21 protein-coding genes are annotated in these 19,263 nt (G+C 61.0%); 16 read left to right on the top strand and 5 right to left on the bottom strand.

Going from position 1 to position 19,263, the window contains the following annotated elements:
- The first annotated feature begins 60 nt into the window (after positions 1-60).
- A complete protein-coding gene (locus AC0L37_RS12665) occupies positions 61-1,554 on the top strand; it encodes a helicase HerA-like domain-containing protein (protein ID WP_282220932.1) in 1,494 nt (497 codons plus the stop codon).
- A 4-nt stretch (positions 1,555-1,558) separates the two neighbouring features.
- Positions 1,559-2,119 carry an LOG family protein gene (locus tag AC0L37_RS12660; protein WP_269368291.1) on the top strand — a complete coding sequence of 187 codons (561 nt, stop codon included), beginning with the start codon at positions 1,559-1,561 and terminating at the stop codon, positions 2,117-2,119.
- On the opposite strand, the gene AC0L37_RS12655 is transcribed toward AC0L37_RS12660, so the two are convergent.
- The 3 genes from AC0L37_RS12655 to AC0L37_RS12645 all read right to left on the bottom strand — a co-directional run bounded on the left by AC0L37_RS12655 (position 2,116) and on the right by AC0L37_RS12645 (position 5,604).
- A complete protein-coding gene (locus tag AC0L37_RS12655; protein ID WP_212658656.1) occupies positions 2,116-2,667 on the bottom strand; it encodes a response regulator in 552 nt (183 codons plus the stop codon). The two genes, AC0L37_RS12660 and AC0L37_RS12655, sit on opposite strands and share 4 nt — an antisense overlap.
- A gap of 165 nt (positions 2,668-2,832) precedes the next feature.
- Entirely contained in the window at positions 2,833-3,438 is a 606-nt protein-coding gene (locus tag AC0L37_RS12650) for a superoxide dismutase (RefSeq protein WP_212658655.1), read from the bottom strand.
- A 69-nt stretch (positions 3,439-3,507) separates the two neighbouring features.
- Positions 3,508-5,604 carry a S9 family peptidase gene (locus AC0L37_RS12645; protein WP_282220933.1) on the bottom strand — a complete coding sequence of 699 codons (2,097 nt, stop codon included), beginning with the start codon at positions 5,602-5,604 and terminating at the stop codon, positions 3,508-3,510.
- Between the two features lie 231 nt (positions 5,605-5,835).
- On the opposite strand from AC0L37_RS12645, the gene mbhE reads away from it, so the two are divergent.
- The 11 genes from mbhE to AC0L37_RS12590 all read left to right on the top strand — a co-directional run bounded on the left by mbhE (position 5,836) and on the right by AC0L37_RS12590 (position 14,695).
- Positions 5,836-8,469 (top strand): hydrogen gas-evolving membrane-bound hydrogenase subunit E, encoded by a 2,634-nt coding sequence (gene mbhE, locus AC0L37_RS12640; RefSeq protein WP_282220934.1) that lies wholly within the window; start codon positions 5,836-5,838, stop codon positions 8,467-8,469.
- Complete coding sequence (locus AC0L37_RS12635) at positions 8,466-8,891, top strand: MnhB domain-containing protein (protein WP_212658653.1); 426 nt, start codon at positions 8,466-8,468, stop codon at positions 8,889-8,891. The genes mbhE and AC0L37_RS12635 overlap by 4 nt, the downstream gene beginning before the upstream one ends.
- Complete coding sequence (locus AC0L37_RS12630) at positions 8,891-9,268, top strand: Na+/H+ antiporter subunit C (protein WP_282220935.1); 378 nt, start codon at positions 8,891-8,893, stop codon at positions 9,266-9,268. Before AC0L37_RS12635 ends, AC0L37_RS12630 begins: the two co-directional genes overlap by 1 nt.
- Before the next feature lies 1 nt (position 9,269).
- Positions 9,270-10,823, top strand: a complete 1,554-nt coding sequence (locus AC0L37_RS12625) for a proton-conducting transporter transmembrane domain-containing protein (RefSeq protein ID WP_269368294.1) — start codon at positions 9,270-9,272, stop codon at positions 10,821-10,823.
- Positions 10,820-11,299, top strand: a complete 480-nt coding sequence (locus AC0L37_RS12620) for a Na+/H+ antiporter subunit E (RefSeq protein WP_212658650.1) — start codon at positions 10,820-10,822, stop codon at positions 11,297-11,299. Before AC0L37_RS12625 ends, AC0L37_RS12620 begins: the two co-directional genes overlap by 4 nt.
- Positions 11,296-11,592 (top strand): cation:proton antiporter, encoded by a 297-nt coding sequence (locus AC0L37_RS12615; protein WP_282220936.1) that lies wholly within the window; start codon positions 11,296-11,298, stop codon positions 11,590-11,592. Before AC0L37_RS12620 ends, AC0L37_RS12615 begins: the two co-directional genes overlap by 4 nt.
- The gene (gene mnhG / locus AC0L37_RS12610; RefSeq protein WP_212658648.1) at positions 11,589-11,942 is read left to right on the top strand and encodes a monovalent cation/H(+) antiporter subunit G; all 354 of its coding nucleotides are present in this window, start codon (positions 11,589-11,591) and stop codon (positions 11,940-11,942) included. Before AC0L37_RS12615 ends, mnhG begins: the two co-directional genes overlap by 4 nt.
- 125 nt (positions 11,943-12,067) lie before the next feature.
- A complete protein-coding gene (locus tag AC0L37_RS12605; protein WP_212658647.1) occupies positions 12,068-12,490 on the top strand; it encodes a Ros/MucR family transcriptional regulator in 423 nt (140 codons plus the stop codon).
- Between the two features lie 221 nt (positions 12,491-12,711).
- A complete protein-coding gene (locus AC0L37_RS12600) occupies positions 12,712-13,086 on the top strand; it encodes a helix-turn-helix domain-containing protein (protein WP_282220937.1) in 375 nt (124 codons plus the stop codon).
- On the top strand, positions 13,076-13,564 hold the full coding sequence (locus AC0L37_RS12595; RefSeq protein WP_282220938.1) for a DUF6456 domain-containing protein: 489 nt from the start codon (positions 13,076-13,078) through the stop codon (positions 13,562-13,564). The genes AC0L37_RS12600 and AC0L37_RS12595 overlap by 11 nt, the downstream gene beginning before the upstream one ends.
- Positions 13,565-13,618: 54 nt before the next feature.
- Positions 13,619-14,695 carry an acyltransferase family protein gene (locus tag AC0L37_RS12590; protein WP_282220939.1) on the top strand — a complete coding sequence of 359 codons (1,077 nt, stop codon included), beginning with the start codon at positions 13,619-13,621 and terminating at the stop codon, positions 14,693-14,695.
- Here AC0L37_RS12590 and AC0L37_RS12585 read toward each other — a convergent pair.
- Both AC0L37_RS12585 and AC0L37_RS12580 read right to left on the bottom strand, forming a co-directional pair.
- On the bottom strand, positions 14,692-15,117 hold the full coding sequence (locus AC0L37_RS12585) for a SufE family protein (protein ID WP_282220940.1): 426 nt from the start codon (positions 15,115-15,117) through the stop codon (positions 14,692-14,694). The two genes, AC0L37_RS12590 and AC0L37_RS12585, sit on opposite strands and share 4 nt — an antisense overlap.
- A gap of 184 nt (positions 15,118-15,301) precedes the next feature.
- On the bottom strand, positions 15,302-15,595 hold the full coding sequence (locus tag AC0L37_RS12580; protein WP_212658643.1) for a hypothetical protein: 294 nt from the start codon (positions 15,593-15,595) through the stop codon (positions 15,302-15,304).
- Positions 15,596-15,972: 377 nt separating this feature from the next.
- Between AC0L37_RS12580 and AC0L37_RS12575 the strand changes: the two genes are divergently transcribed.
- Genes AC0L37_RS12575 through AC0L37_RS12565 form a run of 3 tightly spaced genes read left to right on the top strand, consistent with a single transcriptional unit; the run spans position 15,973 to position 19,255 of the window.
- The gene (locus AC0L37_RS12575; protein ID WP_282220941.1) at positions 15,973-17,994 is read left to right on the top strand and encodes a PAS domain-containing sensor histidine kinase; all 2,022 of its coding nucleotides are present in this window, start codon (positions 15,973-15,975) and stop codon (positions 17,992-17,994) included.
- Positions 17,879-18,916 carry a peptidoglycan-binding domain-containing protein gene (locus AC0L37_RS12570; protein WP_282222980.1) on the top strand — a complete coding sequence of 346 codons (1,038 nt, stop codon included), beginning with the start codon at positions 17,879-17,881 and terminating at the stop codon, positions 18,914-18,916. The genes AC0L37_RS12575 and AC0L37_RS12570 overlap by 116 nt, the downstream gene beginning before the upstream one ends.
- Positions 18,917-19,255: a DUF1491 family protein gene (locus AC0L37_RS12565; RefSeq protein ID WP_282220942.1), complete on the top strand. Its 339-nt coding sequence runs from the start codon at positions 18,917-18,919 to the stop codon at positions 19,253-19,255.
- Positions 19,256-19,263: the final 8 nt, after the last annotated feature.

Here is a 19,263-nt window from a genome sequence, read left to right as displayed (position 1 = left end):
CGAGTTGTCCCGTGCCGACCGGGACGGCTATAAGAACGCAACTTCCAAGGGTGGGTGCCAATGCTCGTTGACGACAAGATCTTTCTCGGAACCAGCACGCAGCCGGAATACATCGCCCTGAAATATGGCAATCGCCACGGGCTGGTGACTGGCGCGACGGGCACGGGCAAGACCGTAACCCTGCAGGTCATGGCCGAGGGCTTCGCCGCCGCAGGCGTGCCGGTCTTTGCCGCCGACATCAAGGGGGATCTCTCCGGGGTCGCCAAGATGGGCAAGGCAAAGGACTGGCAGACCCAGCGTGCCCAGGAAATCGGCTTTTCCGAGTTCAAGGACGACATCTTCCCCGTCATTTTCTGGGACCTGTTCGGGCGCCAGGGCCATCCCATCCGCACCACCATTTCAGAAATGGGTGCGCTGCTGCTCAGCCGCCTGCTTGAACTCAACGACACCCAGGAGGGCGTGCTCAACATCGCCTTCAAGCTGGCTGACGATGAAGGGCTGCTGCTGCTCGACCTCAAGGATTTGCGGGCGCTTCTGGTCAATGTGCAGGAGCGCGCCAAGGAAATCTCGACCCGCTACGGCAATGTCTCGACCGCCTCGATCGGGGCCATCCAGCGCTCGCTTCTGGTGCTTGAGCAGCAGGGGGCGGAAAACTTCTTTGGTGAGCGCGGGCTCGACATCGCCGACCTGATGCGGACCGACCGCGATGGTCGTGGCTTCATTTCGATTCTGGCCGCCGATGATCTGATGCAGTCGCCGCGGCTCTATTCGACGTTCCTGCTCTGGATGCTGTCCGAACTGTTCGAGGAACTGCCCGAAGTCGGCGATATGGACAAACCCAAGCTGGTCTTCTTCTTCGACGAGGCCCATTTGCTGTTTGACGATGCGCCCAAAGCGCTGATCGACAAGGTTGAGCAGGTCGTGCGACTGGTACGATCCAAGGGCGTGGGTGTGTATTTCGTCACCCAGAACCCCGTCGACATTCCAGAATCGGTGCTGTCACAGCTGGCCAATCGCGTGCAGCACGCTCTGCGTGCCTATACCCCTCGCGAGCAGAAGGCAGTGCGTGTCGCGGCCGAAACATTCCGCCCCAACCCCGCCTTTTCGACCGAAGAGGCCATTACCCAGTTGGGCATTGGTGAAGCGCTGGTTTCAGCGCTGGAGTCCAAGGGTGTCCCATCTATGGTCGGGCGCACCATGATCCGGCCGCCATCGGCGCAGGTTGGGCCCATCCTGCCCGAAGAGCGCAAGGCCATCATGGCGAACTCGCCGGTCGGCGGGCTGTACGATACCGCGATAGACCGCGATTCCGCCTTTGAGGTGCTGACCCGCAAGGCACGTGACAAGCAATTGGCCGAAGAACGCCAGCAGCTCGAAGACGAAGAGCGCAAGACCGCCAAGCGGACCTATCAGGATGATGCGCCCAAGAAGCGACGCTCGACACGACAGACACCGGCCGAAGCGGCCATGAATTCATTGGCCCGTACCGTGGCCAATCGCTTGGGTAACGCGTTGGTGCGCGGCATCCTCGGCAGCCTGAAGCGCGGAGGTTAGCACCATGGAACCCACCAAACGTGGCCCCGTCCTGGCCGTCTTCGCTTCCAATAAGGGCCCCGGCGACGCCGAACGCGCCTCGCTCATGAGCCAAGCGGGGACCTATTTCGCCAAGCGCGGTGCGCAACTGGTCTGTCTGGCCGAGAAGGGCGTCATTCCCGTGCCGCTGATCACCGCGGCCCGTGCCGCCGGCGGTGCCGTGCAGGTTGTGGCCGACGCCAGTATCGTGCTGCCACCGGCGCTCAAGGGCGTCACCATGGAGGTGGTCGAGGATGCCCCAGCGCGGCTCAATCGTATCGCCGAGCTGGCCGAGGGCATGGTTGCTCTTCCCGGTTCACTGGCCTCGGCGACTGAACTGTTCGGTGTCTGGTCCGCCGCCAAGGCGTTAGGCCGCAACACGCCCGTGGTCATGCTCAATCGCCACAAGGCTTTCGAGGTGATGCGCGGCTATTCCGTAGATGTGCTCTCGCCCGGTCTGCCCGGCTATGACCGCGCCATCCAGTTCGCCGACAATATCGAAGATTTGTGGAGCCGGATCAGCCGGCTGGTCAGCGAAGCGCGCTAGGCGCGCGGCTCCATCACCGGATGCTGTGGCTTGCGCCGGTCAGGAAACAACGGCACCACATTGTCGCTGGCACGGCGCGCTGGCTGCGGCGTGGGGATGGGCGCAAAGATGCGGTTACGGCGTTCGGGCCCACGATAGCCGCCCAGCGTTCCCACGACACTGCGTGTGCGCAGCCGGATCTGGATACGCTGAAACAGGTAGCGTGGTGACATCGGCTTGATGATCACTTCGTCAATGCCCGCGCTGATCGCCTGATGGCGCATGGGTGGGGTGACATGACGGGTCAGGGCGATCACGGGGACCTCCTGGCTAAGCAGGTCGCCATTGAGCCGGATGCTTTCCACCATCTCATAGGCGGGACGGCCCTCGCGGTCGAAATCGCAGACCAGCATGTGGATCGGCGAGACGCGCATAAAGGCAATCAGTTCGACTTCGCTCTCGAAAATGCGGACATTGAGCCGGGGGTCACCGGCCACAACCATCGCTAACAAAGAAGACAGTGCCGGGTTTGCCGCAATAATGGCAACGACCTTGGCTGGTTGTGTCACAGGCATCCCCCGAATAGTAAACAAAGCGTTACCACGCTCGGGTGGAGCATTGAAGGGCGCTGTTTGCAAAGCAGTAAATCAGCGGGGGAAACGTGTGGGAAACCGCATGAAAAAGCCCGCCAGCGCGGGGCGCTGACGGGCTCTAATGCTTGTGGAAACAGCCGCTTAATTGGCTTCTTCGAACATCAGCTCGACGTGTTCCCAGTTCACCAGGTTGTCGAACCAGGCTTCAAGGTACTTCGGACGGGCATTGCGGTAGTCGATGTAATAGGAATGCTCCCACACATCGACACCCAGCAGCGGGTGCGCGCCGTGAATCAAGGGCGACTCGCCATTGGCAGTCTTGGAGACTTCCAGCTTGCCATCCTTGAGCGACAGCCAAGCCCAGCCCGAACCGAACTGGGTGGTGCCAGCAGCGATAAAGTCAGCACGGAACTTGTCGAAGCCACCCAGATCTGAGTCGATGGCTGCCTGCAGCTTGCCTGGCAGCTTGTTCCCGCCGCCATTGGGCTTCATCCAGTTCCAGAAGTGAACATGGTTGTAGTGCTGGCCAGCATTGTTGAACAGGCCGGCATTCTTGCCGTGGGCTTCCTTGACGATGTCTTCCAGCGGCAGGATTTCCAGACCCGAACCCTCGAGCAGCTTCTCACCATTGGTGACATAGGCCTGATGGTGCTTGTCGTGATGGTACTCAAGCGTTTCAGCCGACATGTAGGGGCCGAGCGCGTCATAAGCGTAGGGCAGGGGCGGCAGCGTGAACTTGGTCGTCATAAAGGCCTCCATTTGGAAAGACGCTGAGGGAAGTAAGCTTGGTATAGGGCGTTTTGATAACGGCAACAATTAGTTGGAAGTGAATGATCCTTCCAAACCAACGGCGTTCAGCGCAAAGGCGTAGCACATTGCCGTTTCCTTGAGCCGGTCGAAGCGCCCGGAGGCGCCGCCATGGCCCGCACCCATATTGGTCTTGAGGTACAATGGTGCGGACCCTGTCTTGGTTGCCCGTAGTTTGGCAACCCATTTCGCGGGCTCCCAATAGGTAACACGCGGGTCAGTCAGGCCAGCCAGTGCAAATATCGGTGGGTAGTCCTTGGCGGTCACCTGCTCATAGGGTGCATAGGCCGCGATCCGGGCATAGTCTTCGGGCGAAGCCAGCGGATTACCCCACTCCGGCCATTCTGGTGGTGTCAGCGGCAAGGTCTCGTCGAGCATGGTGTTGAGCACGTCGACAAAGGGCACTTGAGCCAGAATGCCGCCCCACAGCTCAGGGGCCAGATTTGCAATGGCGCCCATCAGCATGCCGCCCGCCGAGCCGCCCTGTGCCACGATGCGACCTCTGCTGGTGTAGCCCTTTTCGATCAGCATCTCGCCAGCGGCGATGAAATCGGTGAAGGTGTTGGTCTTGTGTTCGCGGCGACCCTGCACATACCAGCGATAGCCCTTTTCCATACCGCCGCGAATGTGAGCGGTGGCATGGACAAAGCCGCGATCCACCAGCGACAGCGCCGAGATGGAAAACGCAGCTGGCATCGACATGCCATAGGCGCCATAGCCATAAAGCAGGGCCGGGGCTGAACCGTCGAGCTTGGTGCCCTTGCGATAAAGCACGGTGACCGGGACCTGCTCGCCATCGGGTGCAGTGGCGAACAGGCGGCGGGTTTCGTAATGATCCGGATTGTGACCGGAGGGCACTTCCTGCTCCTTGAGCAGGGTGCGTGTGCCGGTTTCCAGATCCACATCGAACGTGCGCGATGGTGTGGTGGGCGAGGAATAGGTCAGCCGGAACACCGAGGTGTCGAACTCATAGCCGACCGACATACCCAGTGCGTAAGCCTCCTCGTCGAACTTGACGCTCTCTTCCCGGCCATTGCGCAGGTCGCGCACCACAATGCGCGGCAGGCCTTCAAAGCGTTCCAGCCGCAGCATGTGGTTCTTGATCAGCACGGTATCGAGGATCAGCACGCCCTGGCTGTGTGCTACCAGATCGGTCCAGTTGTCCGCGCCCGGATTATCGATCGGCGCGGTGACGATCTTGTAGTCCTCGGCGCCGTCAGCATTGGTGCGGATATAGAGCAGGCCATCACGCTCATCGACGTCATATTCCCGGTCGGTGAGGCGCGGGGCAACCAGCTGCGGCGCGCCACCGGTCTCGGCGTCGATCAGCCAGCATTCAGAGGTCTGGTGGTCATGGGCGTCGATGACAATGAACTTGTCGCTCAGGGTCCGACCGACACCGACAAAGAATCCGGGGTCCTTTTCTTCAAAGATGATCGGGTCATTGGCCTGATCGGTCCCGATCACATGCAGACGCACCCGGTAGGGCCGATGATTGTCGTCATATTCGGTGTAATAGATGGAGCCGCTATCATTGCTCCAGACATAGGAGCCGGCGGTATTGGTGATCACCTCGGCGCTGTCTGCCCCGGTCTCGAGATCCCGGATGACAATGTCATAATATTCGGAACCCGCCCGGTCTGCTGCCCAAGCGAGGAATCTGTGCGAGCGATCATGCTCGGCGCCAGCAAAGCCGAAATAGCCGTCGCCAGCTTCAATATTGCAGTCCAGCAGCACGCTCTCGGGACCGCCATCGCGGGCAGTGCGTACGATCTGGGGGTATTGCTTGCCCTCAAGCATGCGCGAATTATAGGCGAAAGGGCCGTCCGGGGTCGGAATGCCGCTGTCGTCTTCTTTGATGCGGCCGCGGATTTCCTTGTAGATGGTATCCTGCAGCTTGCTCGTGCGAGTGCCAAATGCATCGTCGAAATAGGCGTTCTCGGCGTCGAGATAGCTGCGGATCTCGGGATCCAGCGTTTCGGGCTTCTGCATCACCTCTTGCCAATTGGGCGCCCGCAGCCAGTGATAGGGGTCGTCGCGCTCGATATTGTGAAACGTCACGACGTGGGATTTGCGGGCGGCAACAGGCGGCGTGGTCTTGGTCATGGCAGGTCCGGACTTGGAGGCGGTGGCAGAACCGCAATTGGCTCTGGCGCTTTGGGTGTGGCCTTCAGACATAGGGCGGCGCTGGCCTGATTGCCAGCACTGCGATTTCCCCAACTGATGCCGACACTTCGTCGCAGACGAACGGATTAGGCTTGTCGCCCCCGGCTCAATGGTTAAGGTCACCACACAACAAAGCGGCCGCAAGGCCCGATAGACTATGGAGTTTCTCAGTTGGGGCCAAACATTGACGCGAGCATTGCACTGGTGGCGATTGCGCCATTTGTTGCGGCTGCGCTGGCGCCACTGCTGCATCGCTTCACTAAACCCCTGTCGGGTTGGATTTTAGCGCTTGTTCCCGGTGCCATATTTGTCTTTTTGCTGAGCCTGATCGAGCCTGTCCTCGCCACCGGTTCGATCTCTGCGCGCATTGGCTGGGTCCCCGCCTATGGACTGGACCTGTCGTTCTTTGTCGACGGGTTGAGTCTGACGTTTGCGCTGACGATTTCGGGAATCGGCGCGCTGATCATCATCTATTCGGGTGCCTACCTGCAGGGACATCAGCATCTGGGGCGGTTTCTCGCCTTTCTGATGGCCTTCATGGGCGCCATGCTTGGCCTGGTTCTGGCCGACAACATGCTCGGCCTGTTCGTGTTCTGGGAGCTGACGGCAGTCACCTCCTTCCTGCTGATCGGCTTTGACGCGGTGCGAGCGGCGGCCCGTCGCGGCGCCATCCAGGCACTGGTCATCACCAATATTGGCGGCATGGCCCTGCTGGCGGGCGTTATTTTGGTGCAGCAGCTGACCGGCACCTGGGAGCTCAGCGAACTGCGCGGGCTCGAAGGCGGGCTGCAGGGGCATTCGCTCTATGGTCTGGTGCTGGCCTTCTTCCTGATCGCCGCCTTCACCAAGTCGGCGCAGTTTCCGCTGCACTTCTGGCTACCCAATGCCATGGAGGCGCCGACCCCGGTGTCGGCGTTCCTGCACTCGGCAACCATGGTGCAGGCCGGTGTCTATCTGCTGGCGCGCACCACGCCCTGGCTCGGACACACGACCGCCTGGACCACGATTCTGGTGTGCTTTGGTGGTGTGACCCTGCTGTGGGGCGCGCTTGGTTCGCTCAAGCAGACCGATCTCAAGCAGATGCTGGCGCAATCAACCATTGCCTCGCTGGGCCTTCTGGTGCTGCTGATCGGTCTGGGCACCGAGACTGCCATTGCCGGCATGGTGATCTATTTTGTCGCCCACGCTCTGTACAAGGCTGGCCTGTTCATGGTGGTCGGTGCGATCGACCACGAGGCCGGCACCCGCGATATCACTGCGCTGGGCGGGCTCTCGGGCAAGATGCCTATCACCTTCGTGGCGGCCATGCTGGCCGGGCTGTCCATGTTCGGCCTGCCACCCACCATCGCCTTCTTTGCCAAGGAAGAGATGTATCTCTACCTGCTCTCGCCCCAGTGGCAGGATCTGGCTGTGCTGGCCGTACTGATCTCTGGCAATGCGTTGCTGGCCGCTGTCGGCGCACTGGTTGCGATCAAGCCGTTTCTCGGCCCCGCCATGCCGACGCCCAAATCCGCGCATGAAGCTCCGCTCGGCCTGCTTGCCGGGCCGGTCATTCTCGGGGTAACCGGCATTGCCTTTGCCCTGTTGCTGGACTGGTTCGGCCATACGGTTCTGGAGCCGGCCGCAACCGCCATTCTGCACGAGCCAGTCAAAAGCCATCTGACCTGGAACATCGACCTGACCAAGCCAGTGGTCTGGCTCTCGGTTGCCACTTGGGTCCTGGCAGTGCTTGCCTATCGCAATGCGGCTACCATCCGCACCCTGCTGCGCCGCTTTGATGCCGCGCTGGGCTGGACAGCCGATACGGTGTTCGACATCGTCATGTTCGGACTGATCCGCTTTGCCGGTGCGGTAACGCGCCTGCTGCATCATGGTCGCCTCGAGCTTTATCTGGTCACGGTGTTCGCCATGCTGGCGCTGGCCCTCATGGTGCCGCTGTTTGGTCTTGGCGCCGTCAACGCGCTGTTACCGACCGCCGAGCTGGGTAGTTGGGGTACCAAGCTGAGTTGGCCCAATCTGTCGCCCTATGAATGGGGTGTGGTCGGTCTGGCCCTGCTGGGCCTGGGCGCCATCGTTGCTGCGCCCAACCGGCTTTATTCCATTCTCGCGCTGGGCGTGCAGGGCACAGCCGTCGCGCTGATCTTCCTGCTGTTTGGTGCGCCCGACCTGGCCTTCACCCAGCTCATGGTTGAAATCCTCTCGGTGGTGATCCTTGCGCTGGTGATGACCCGGCTCAATCTCGATGAACGCGATCACCGGCCGTTCGAGGATCTGGCGCGTGATGGCACATTGGCCGTCGTCTGCGGCGTTGGCGTCAGCCTGCTCCTCATGGTGGTGCTCTCGGGAACGCTCGACACGCGACTGTCCGATTTCTTCATCGCGACCAGCGTGCCGATCGCGCATGGTGCCAATATCGTCAACGTCATTCTGGTCGATTACCGTGGCTTTGATACGCTGGGCGAAATTTCGGTGCTGATGGCCGCCGGCATCTCCATCATGGTGTTGCTGCGCAGTCGTAAAAAGCCGGTCCCCGTTGCTGCGCCACTGCCGCCCAATCCTGTCGTGCCCAAGATCAAGCCCAAGAGCACGCGCGCCAAAGCGGCTGCAACCCCGCGGGCTACAACCACGGCAAAAGCCACGACAAAGCCAAAGGCCGCCGCGGCCAAGCCAGCTTCGACCAGAACGCGCGCCACAAAAACGGGCGCGGCCAAGACCGCTGCAGCGACGACCCCGGCAGCCCCCGCCAAAGCGCCAGCTGCGCCGACCAAGACACCGACCACGCGCCGCAAGAGGGCTGAGTCATGAACACGGTCATCTTCCGCACCATCGCCCCCATGATCGTTTCCACCATGCTGGTGTTCTCGGTCTATGTCTGCCTGCGCGGCCATAACGAACCAGGCGGCGGCTTTATTGGCGGGCTGATCGCGGCCTCCGCGATTGCGGTTCTCGGCATGGCGTCGAGTGCAGCCGACGCACGGCGTGCCCTGCGCTTTGATCCCCTCAGCATTGCCGGTTTCGGCGTGCTGATCGCCGGGCTGTCGGGCATGTTGTCCATCTTCAACGGCAACCCGTTCATGACCAGCATCTGGCTCTATCTTGATATTGGTGGCTCCGTGGTACCGTTCTCGACCCCGCTGATCTTTGATATCGGCGTCTATCTGGTGGTCTTTGGCACCCTGGCTTCCGTGGCACTGGCGCTTGAAAGCGAAGACGGGGAGGAGCTCTGATGGATTTTGTAATCGCCGCTCTCGTCGGGTGTTTCGTGGCGCTGGGTGTCTATATGCTGCTCTCGCGCTCGCTGATCCGCATGCTCTTGGGCGTAGTGGTGCTGGGCAATGGCGTGAACCTGCTGATTTTCACTGCCGGCCGCCTGACACTGGAAATTGCCCCGATTGTCCCCAAGGGAATGAAGCATCCAGCTGGCCCCATCGCCAACCCCTTGCCTCAGGCGCTTATCCTGACAGCTATCGTTATCGGCTTCGCCATGTTCAGCTTCCTGCTGGTGCTGGCTTATCGCGCCTATCAGGCGCTCGATGCTGACAATACTGACACCATGCGTGTGACCGAACCCGAGAACACGCCCAACCCTCCATTGAGTTACTGAGATGGCCGCAGAAAACGTGCCGTCAGCGATGATCGAGACCGTTACCCAGACCGCTGACTGGGTGATCGTTTTGCCTATGGCGCTGGCCCTGATGGGCGCTGCCCTGCTGTTGATCCTGCGCAGGTCCGCCGGTCCCGGTTTTGTTCTGGCGCTGGCCATCACAGTGGGCATCATTGCTTGTGAAGTCAGCCTGTTATTACGTGTGGTCGAGTTCGGCCCCCTCAGCATGACCATGGGCAAGTGGCTGCCGCCCTTCGGCATCAGCTTTACCGCTGACGTGTTCGGCGCCAGCTTTGCCCTCGCCGCGGCCGTGGTCACGCTGATCGTCCTGATCTATGCCGAGGCGGATCGGCCCCCGGGTTCGGCCGGCGATGGTTTTTACGCCCTGGTGCTGCTGCTGCTGGCCGGTGTGACCGGCTCGTTCCTGACCGGCGACCTGTTCAACCTCTATGTCTGGTTCGAGGTGATGCTGATCTCCTCGTTCGGTCTGCTCGTGATTGGCGGTCGTCCGATCCAGCTCGATGGCGCGGTCAAATACGGCTTCCTCAACTTCCTGGCCACCACCATTTTCCTGCTCTCGCTGGGACTGCTGTACGGCCTGTTGGGCACGCTCAACATGGCGGACATCATGCGCGTGGCGCCGTTCGCCAACCCCGCTGCAATGGTCGGCGTTGCCGCGCTGATGCTGCTGGCCTTTGGCATGAAAGCGGCAGCCTTCCCGGTCAATACGTGGTTGCCTGCCTCCTATCACGCGCCACCAGCAGCAGTGTCGGCCCTTATGGCCGGCCTGCTGACCAAGGTTGGCATCTATGCCTTGCTGCGCACGCTGGTGGTGCTGTTACCCAGCACCCACGCCGTGCTTGAGCCGGTACTAGTGGTCATTGCTGTCGCGACGCTGCTGGTGGCGCCGCTCGGCGCGATTGCTGAAACCAATCTGCGCAGATCGATTGGCTTCATTGTCATCGGCGGCATTGGCGCTGTTCTGGCTGGTATCGCCATGCCATCGCTGGCCGGCGTGAGCGGGGCAGGGCTCTATATCTTCCACGCCATGCTCACCATGACAGCGCTCTATCTGGTCGCCGGGCTGATCGAAAAGCAGACCGGAGAATCGGACACCAGGCGGATGGGCGGGCTATACGCCACCAGCGCGCCGCTCTCGGTGCTGTTCCTTGTTCTGGTATTGGCAGCCGCTGGCGTGCCGCCGCTGCTCGGCTTCTGGCCCAAACTGGTGCTGATCCAGGCTGGCCTTGCCGAGGGCAGCGTCGTGGGCGGCATTCTGGTGCTGGCCCTGCTGGTCAATGCCGTGCTGACCATCATCGCTGGCTCGCGACTTTGGGCTCATATGTTCTGGCGCGCGGACTTTACGCCCGAGGCACCACCCACCGAGGCGCCGAACCGTCTGCACTACCTCGCCACCGGGGCGCTGGCCGTGCTGATCATTGCCGCAGGGCTGTGGCCCAACCCGATGTTTGAGGCTGTGGGTATTGGTGCTGCCGATATGGTAGACCCGGCACGCTATAGTGATGCCTTCGGTCTTGCGGAGATCACACCATGAACCTGGCAATGATGATCGTCAGCCTTGCCTTGGTCTGGGCTGCCATCACCGGCAATTTTACCGCACTCAATCTGCTGCTGGGCGCGGGTATCGGTGCCTTGACCGCCCTGATGCTGCGCAACTGGTTCGCGTCACCGCGCGTCTTGCTGCGCCTCAAGCGGGTCATCTCGCTGGCCCTGCTGTTTCTCTGGGAGCTCATGGTCAGTGCGGTGCGGGTTGCCATCATCGTGCTCACACCCGATATCAAGTCGGCGCTGCGCCCGGCTATCATCGCATTTCCGCTATCGGTAAAGTCCGATGCTGAAATTACTTTGCTGGCCAATATGATTACGTTGACCCCGGGTACACTGAGTGTCGATGTCGCTGAGGATCGCAGCGTGCTCTATGTTCACGTCCTTCATCTCAGCGATCGCGATGCCCTGATCGCCGAGATCGCCCGTGGCTTTGAAACCAAGATTAAGGAGGTGTTCATATGAGCACAGCCGAAATCGTCTCGCTAAGCACCATGATTGCCTTGATCATGCTGACCATCGCCATGGGGATTGCGGTGATCCGCGTCGTCATCGGGCCGACGCTGGCAGATCGCGTTCTGGCGCTTGATCTGTTGACCGTGGTGGCCATGGGCTTCGTTGGCGCTATCGCCATCCGTACCGGCCTGACCCTTTATCTCGATATCGCGATCAGCCTGGCGCTGCTCGGCTTCCTGGCGACGGTCGCTTTCGCCCGCTACATGCTATCAAGATTACGCGATCAGGAGAGCCGCTCATGATCGCCAATCTGGCCACCTATCTGGGTTGCGCGTTCTTGCTGGTGGGCGCGGCATTTGCTTTGCTGGGCGCTGTTGGTGTCTTGCGACTGCCCGATCTGTACACGCGCATGCACGCCGCATCAAAGGCTGGCGCCGTTGGCGGCGGCATGATCCTGCTTGCTGTTGCCCTGATAAGCTTTGATGGCGCCGTGGCCCTGCGCGCCATATTGGGCACTGGTTTTCTGCTGCTGACCACCCCGGTTGCCGCGCACCTTCTGGCGCGTGTCTATCACCGGGGCGATGAGCATCGCGCAGAAATCATGGTGGTAGACGAGTTTCCGTCTGAAAGTAGCCAGAATCCTCCTGCATAACATTCGCGGGTCGTTACATGCTAACGACGGTAAATCGGGTTGCAGTGGCCAATAAACAGCCCTAGTAGTCTAAGGTGGCTGTGAGTGTGAATTCACGGCCCAATAAAAAATCGGAAGGTTGAAATATGAGTGACACCACCGGCGCGACGCCCGGTTACGAGCAAGACTTGATCGAGCTCAGCACCGAGATCGTCTCTGCCTATGTGAGCCACAATGCTTTGAGCCCAAGTGATCTGCCCAAGCTGATCGCGGAAGTTCATGGCGCACTGCGCACACTCTCGACAAATGAAGCCCCGCTTCCTGTCGAAGAGCTCAAGCCAGCTGTACCCGTGCGCAAATCTGTTGCGGCTGACTACATCATCTGTCTCGAAGACGGCAAGAAGTTCAAATCGCTGAAGCGCCATCTTCGTACCCACTACAATCTCTCGCCCGAAGAATACCGCGAGAAGTGGGGCCTGCCAGCTGATTACCCAATGGTTGCCCCCAGCTACTCGGCAACCCGATCCAAGCTGGCCAAGGACAACGGTCTGGGCCGCAAGGCTGCCTAAGGCGAATTTCGCCACTCACGCAAAGAGACGTCGCGCTCAATTATCCGCATCCCAAGCTGCGGTCGGGCCCCGGCGAGAACGACGCTTCAAACGGTCGCCCCACGGGGCGGCCGTTTGAATTTGTGGGACATGGTCGCGCGCTGTTGTGCGACTTATCCCCGCCCTGCTTGCCAAATGTCAGTATCTAGGAATAAATTCCTGCATATTGACGAGGCCAGCCGATGTTTCAGTCCTTTCTATCTACCCAAGCCATTCCAGCCCTGTCCGCGCCGTCAATCAACACCGGCGCATGCGACGCGGCTATCGCGTTGATTGCGCGCGAAAAACGCATCCCTGTTCGCCTGCTGACCCACCGTTCGCGCTGCCGCATGGGAACGGCCCGGGCCCGGCAATTGGCCATGTACCTCTCCCACGTCATTCTGGGGTGCACCTTGCGTGAAATCGGCGATGCGTTTGGCCGCGATCGGACCACCGTTTCGTATGCCTGTGCGGTCATTGAAGATCTGCGTGACGACCCAGGCTTCGACGAGGACGTCAGTGGGCTTGAGCGCCAGCTCGAGGCACAGCTGGACGCGGGGACCCTTCATGCCCACTGATCAGACCGCAGTGGATCGACTGGCCGCCAGTCGCGACAATGATGGGCAGGCTTTTTTGGGGCCACACCACGTGCAGGCAGCGCAGCGCCTTGAGCGTTTGATCCGGCGCGCCCAGCTCGCGCCAAGACTGACCATGTCCTATGACCCGGCCCGGGTGGGCAGCAAGTCGGGTGGAACCGCCGGGGATATTGCCGATAGCGCCAGTCACGCGCGACAGCGTCTGAATCGTCTGGCCGCGCAACTGCCGCCCGATTGCTGGGGCGTTCTGTTTGATGTGTGCGGGTTGGGCAAGGGCCTGCAGGCCGTCGAAACCGAGCGCCACTGGCCACGACGCAGCGCCAAGCTGGTATTGCGCATCGGCCTTAGCCAACTAGCCGCACAACTGGGGCTGCTCGAACAAGCGGCCGGCCCGGAACACCTGTCTGCCCGAACCTGGCGCAGCGAACGTCTGCCGATTATCGCGGAAGACTGTTCTTAACTACGTAATGATTGGTAATGATTGGTCATACAAATTGCGTGATAACCGAAATTCATGGGCCACAAATTCTTCTCGATCCAATACCTGCGCGGACTGGCGGCGATACTTGTCCTGGCATCGCACGCCCTTTTGTACCCGCTGGTCGAGCACAATCTCGGCTTTAGCCGCCTGGGGTGGCTCGGGGTCATTCTGTTCTTCGTGATCTCGGGATTCATCATGGTTGTGGTGACCGGGGAAGGGCGGTTTTCAGCCGCCGAATTCCTCCGGCGTCGCTTCATCCGCGTCGTTCCAATGTACTGGATCGCCACCCTGCTGGCTGCTGCGCTGGCGCTTTACGCGCCTCAGATATTCAAGACGACGGTCTATGACGGCACCCAGTTGGTATTGTCCCTGCTGTTCATACCCTTCTACAATCCGGTCAGTGGCGGCATTCATCCGCTCTACAAGCTCGGCTGGACACTCAACTATGAGATGTTCTTCTATGTCAGCTTCGCCCTGCTGGCCTTTCTGGGCGCGGGCGCGCGGGTGGTTTGCCTCACCATCGCATTTTCCGCACTGGCGCTGATGGGGCTTGTCTTTGAGCCGCAGTCGGCCATTCCTCAATTCTACACCAGCTACATGCCGCTGGCCTTCTGTGCTGGCGCCTGGGTGGGCTTGGCAACCATGCGCGGCAAGATCAGCCAACTCTCGCGAAACGCGATCTACGCAGCTGCCATTGTTGGTCTGATCGCGATGATTGAGGGATTCGCCTGGGGCGCCGAGATTGTCGAGGATGGCTACGCCTTTATCGGCTTCCTGATTTTCGCGACGGCGCTAGTGCTTCTTTTGGTGCGGCTTGAGCCAGTCATGCCACGCATCGCCCTGTTCGAACGCATTGGCGATGCTTCTTATTCCATCTATCTGGTGCACATATATGAGGTGGCGATCCTGTCGGGCATCGCCTTCAAGCTGCTGGACCCTGCAGATATGTTCGCGGACTATTTGGTAGCGGCGGTTTCGATCATCGGCGGTACAACGGCCGGCTGGATGCTCTACCAATGGGGTGAGCTGCCGCTGCTGCGCTTTGTCAGCAAGCGGTTCGCGAGCCGCAACAAGCCGCCCGCTGGTCCGGTTACGCCGGCAGCCGCCTAGCGCAGGGCGGCCCCCTCAGACCGGATACGATTGACCATTGCCACCAGCCCGTTGGAACGCTGTGCCGTCAGGTGTTCGCGCAGGCCCAGCTTGTCAAAGATGGCAATGGCATCGGTGTCCGCGATGTCGCCGGCAGGGCGCCCTGAATAGAGCGCCAGGAGAATGGCGACCAGCCCCTGAACGATCATCGCGTCACTCTCGCCGCGATAGCGCAGCACGGTCTGCCCGTCCTGCGTTTCGGTCTCTGCCGATAGCCAGACCTGCGATACGCAGCCATGCACCCGGTTCTCATCGGACTTTTCTGCGTCGCTGAGCTTGGGCAAGGCCTGCCCCAACTCGATCAGATAGCGGTAGCGATCCTCCCAGTCGTCAAGGAAGGACAGGTTCTCGGCGATATCCTGGAAGGCTGCTGGCTCACTCATGCCCCCTATCTAGGGGGCCGGCGCAGCGCTCGCAAGCGACAACGCGGCGGCATCATCGCACATCTAAAGAAAAAGCCCCAAGCACGGGGCAGCGTGCTTGGGGCAGGGCCAGGGTCGTTGGAGTGCGTCACTTGGGGAAGAGACACGAACCCTGGGGTACCGCAGGGCGCCGTAGTGGCGCCGCTTAACCCGCCCAGTCCGGCCGGGGCCGGGGAATGGGGGCCAGACTGCTTGTCGGCATCACATGCATGGGAAGACCGACTGACGGGGAAGACTGCAGCGCTGCGGCAAACACGGCCTTGCCACCAGCGCATGTGATATCTGTGCATTCGATGCGATTGATCTGTTCGCTCACCACTTGAGAACCGGCCGCCATGGCTTGCGCGGCGACGGCATTGCCATCGGGCAGATCAACGCCGGGGCGGATCACCATATAGGCGACGGCAAGCCAAAAAACGGAACGAACGACGACAAACATCTGGTAATCCATAGTTTTCGCAGGGCTTGTATGACCCTGCACAAACCAAGCTACGCCCCGCCTCTTAAGCCGGACTGGGGCAATTCGATAAAATTTGAGGCAATTGCCACGCAGTTTGGCAGCAAGCGAAACACCTTGTTTACGCTAACCCCAGAAAGGCCCCTCTGGACCCATCGCCAAGCCATTGGTGGCCCGAGATTTAAGCTCGCCTTAGCTCTTGGCCGCCAGTGTGGGCTCAACAAGACCCGGAGTTCATCCGGGCCGGGTGGGACGCGTAAATGTCTGACCCGGGGTGCCTCGGCACCGTCACCGCTGGCGTCGTGATAGTGAGTATTGTGTATATGCGTAGCCTCTTCTCTTTTGTCGCAAGCAAAGAGATGCCCCTGGCCGTCGCCGGGTCCGGCAACCGGCCCGAAGTGCTGCGTCGCAAGACGCTGGCCAACAATTCCCGAATTGCGATCGTCACCAGCGCTCTGGTCATGCCGCTGGCCATTTACTGGCTGGTCACCGGCACCGTCCTGCCCTTCATCCTGGCGGCAGTGGCGCTGGCGAGCGGCATGACGACACTGGCTTTGCATCAGCGCCAGCTGTTTCAGCAGGCCGTTGCCGGCCAGGTCTATACCTTGCTTGGTCTGGGGCTGCTGCTGACCCTGGCCGATAATCGATTTGCCGATATCGGCATGGCCGTCGCGCTGATGGGCCCCGTGCTGGCCGCGCTGCTCGGCCACACCAGATTGCGCCAGCATAGCTGGATCATGGCAACGGCCATTGTTGCGCTGGGCGCCGTAACCGCCATCATTGGCGTGCCGACCCCGTTCATGCCGTCAGGCATTCTCACGCTGGCATCGGGCATTACCCTGGCCGTCAGCGTCAGCGTGGTCATCCACACTGCCAACCGCATCAACGGGGCATTTGAAGTCTACGACAAGGCCCAGGTCACCGCCTATCGTCACCTGATCGAGCATGTTCAGGATGCAGTCATCCGTTTTTCCAGCAATGGCGAAGTGCTGCTGGCGTCGCGTTCGTCCGAAACGCTGTTTGGTTGCCGTCGCTTTGAGCTGACGGGTAGCGGCCTCGGCGCGCGCATGCATGTGATGGATCGGCCTGCCTATCTGACCGCCTTCGCCGATGCCAATCAGGGCGGGGAGACCCGGTTGATCGAAGTGCGGATGCGTCAGGACGATCCGCATTCCTCGCCGACCGTACCCCGCTTCGTCTGGGTCGAGATCAGCCTGTCCCCGGTCCTTGATCCGGACAATACCGGTGTGCGCCATGAAGTCATCGCGCTGTTCCGTGACATCACCGCACGCAAGGACAACGAAGCGGCCATGATCGAGGCCCACCGGGCCGCCGAGGAAGCGTCCAGCGCCAAATCGCGCTTCCTGGCCACCATGGGACACGAGCTGCGTACACCGCTCAATGCCATTGTCGGCTTCTCCGAAATGATGAGCACAGGCATTGGGGGTGAGTTGTCGCCGACCCACAGCGAATATGCCGGATTGATCCATCAGAGTGGCAAGCATCTGCTCGAGGTTGTCCGCATGCTCCTCGACATGTCGCGCATCGAGGCTGGCAAGTTCGAGCTGCAGAGCGAACCCTTTGAACTGCAGAACATCATCGAGCCGTGCTTTAACATGGTCGAGGCTTTGGCCCAGGAACGCGACGTCCGCCTTGTCAGCAATGTCGAAGACAATATGCCGACCCTCAATGCCGATGAGCGCGCCTGCCGCCAGATCCTGCTCAACCTGATGTCCAATGCCATCAAGTTCAGCCATCCCGGCAGCACGGTTGTCGTCAACATGAAGCGGCAGGGCCAAAGTTTGAACATGTCCGTGATCGATCAAGGTGTCGGCATGGCCCCTGAGTCGCTTGCCCGTGTTGGAGAAGCCTTCTTCCAGGCGCAGGGCGGCCTTTCCCGGCCATACGAAGGTACCGGGTTGGGGCTGTCGATCGTCAAGGGACTGGTCGAACTGCATGAAGGCACCCTGCGTGCCATGTCCGAGATCGGAGCGGGGACAACAGTGACTGTCTTGCTTCCCATAAACGGTCCAGCAATAAACACCGCAGAGACTGCCACCATCACCCCACTCCACAGAGAACAAGCCGCCGAACGCAGCACCCCATGGCAAGACGAAAAAGAAAAGCGCAATGACAGCATCCACTCTGACTCACCTGCCGCTGGCTGCAGGAAGCGCTGTCGCGGCCTCGCTGGGTCGCGCAGGCCTATGGGCCCTGTCGCACTATATGAAGGCGCCGCTGGCATCGACCGGTCTGATGGCGCTGGTGACCCTGACCGCACTGGCGGGCAGCAATGCGCTCTATTTCCAGCCCGGCCACCATCCTGCGCCGTTCTTTGCGCCGGCCCAAAGCGGGCAGACCGCAATTGTGGACCCCGTTAGCGCGCCTGAGCCCGCTCCAGCGCCGGCCGAGCGTCTGGCTGTTGTCGCGCCCTTGCCAGCCAATGACACCACAGGCAGCGTTGCAGCGCCGACCCAGCGCATTCCAGAAGCGCCTGTTGGCAATCGAGAAGCCTTTGCCGTCCAGAAGAAACTGACCGAGCTTGGCCTGTTCAACGGTAAGGTCGATGGCTTTTACGGGCCAATGACAGCCAATGCGATCCGGTCGTTTGAAGAGCGCAACGGGCTTGAGCCCACAGGCGCGCTGACGCCCGCCGTCGTGGAGGCAATCCTGGGAGCCGACGCAGCAGGCCGAGTTCCCGTGACCCAGCAGGCCGCTCAGATCGCGCCGCGTCCGGCGCCGGTCGCCACCCGCCCTGAACCCGTGCAGCAGGCCGTCGCCCAGCCCGTTCAGCCGGCACCGACCCAGCCAGTTGAGCAGGTGAAGGTGATCGCCCGCCTGCCAACCCTGACGCCAGTCGACAATGCTGTTGATACCGTCGGCAATGCTGCCGCGCAGACCATTGATTCCATTGTTGCGGCAGTTGGTGGCACGCCTGCCGCGCAAGGCACCAGTCCGCGTCCGGCCGTCGCGCTGGGCAGTTCCGCCCAACCCATGCCCAAGCCTGTGCAGGTGGCCTCGCTTGAACCCATGGCGGCCCCGATTGCTGCCCCGGCCACCCCTGCGCCGCAGCAGGTGGCTGGTGTAAGCACTGGTGCGCCAGCCAATGATCAGCAATTGGTCAGCCAGATCCAGCGCGGCCTCGCCAGCCTTGGCTTTTATCATGGCTCCATCGATGGTCAGCCCGGTGACTCAACAGCCCGCGCGATCCGTGAGTTCGAGAATTTCCACAGCTACAAGCTCACCGGTGAGGTAAAGCCTGACCTCGTGAGCCTGCTGCGCAGCGCCGGCGCTTCCATCTAGGTGAGTACGCTCCGCAGCGATATTTGGTGCGGTGTGTTCGTGCGGCGGCACAATGATCTGGGCAATATGTGCGTGGTTTCCCGGCGCGGTGATCCGATCGCCGGCCAGGTCTTTATTGAAGTTGACCATCTCGACGGCACGGTCTCACTTTATACACCCGCGCCCATGGTCAGTCGCACTGATGGCAGCGCGGCTCTGGTGTTCCAGCAGCGTTTCCATCGTAGTTCGGCTGCAGACGTGCGCGATCGCATCGCCCGCGAAGTCGATTTCGATCCCGATCTCTGGGTGCTCAGTCTGGACTTGCGGGGTGACGATGTGGGCATCGATGTCGTCAAATAACCCACATG

The organism is Devosia sp. J2-20 (genome assembly GCF_055808475.1).
The sequence above is the reverse complement of the archived record's forward strand: the minus strand, read 5'-3'. Positions and strand labels throughout refer to the sequence as shown.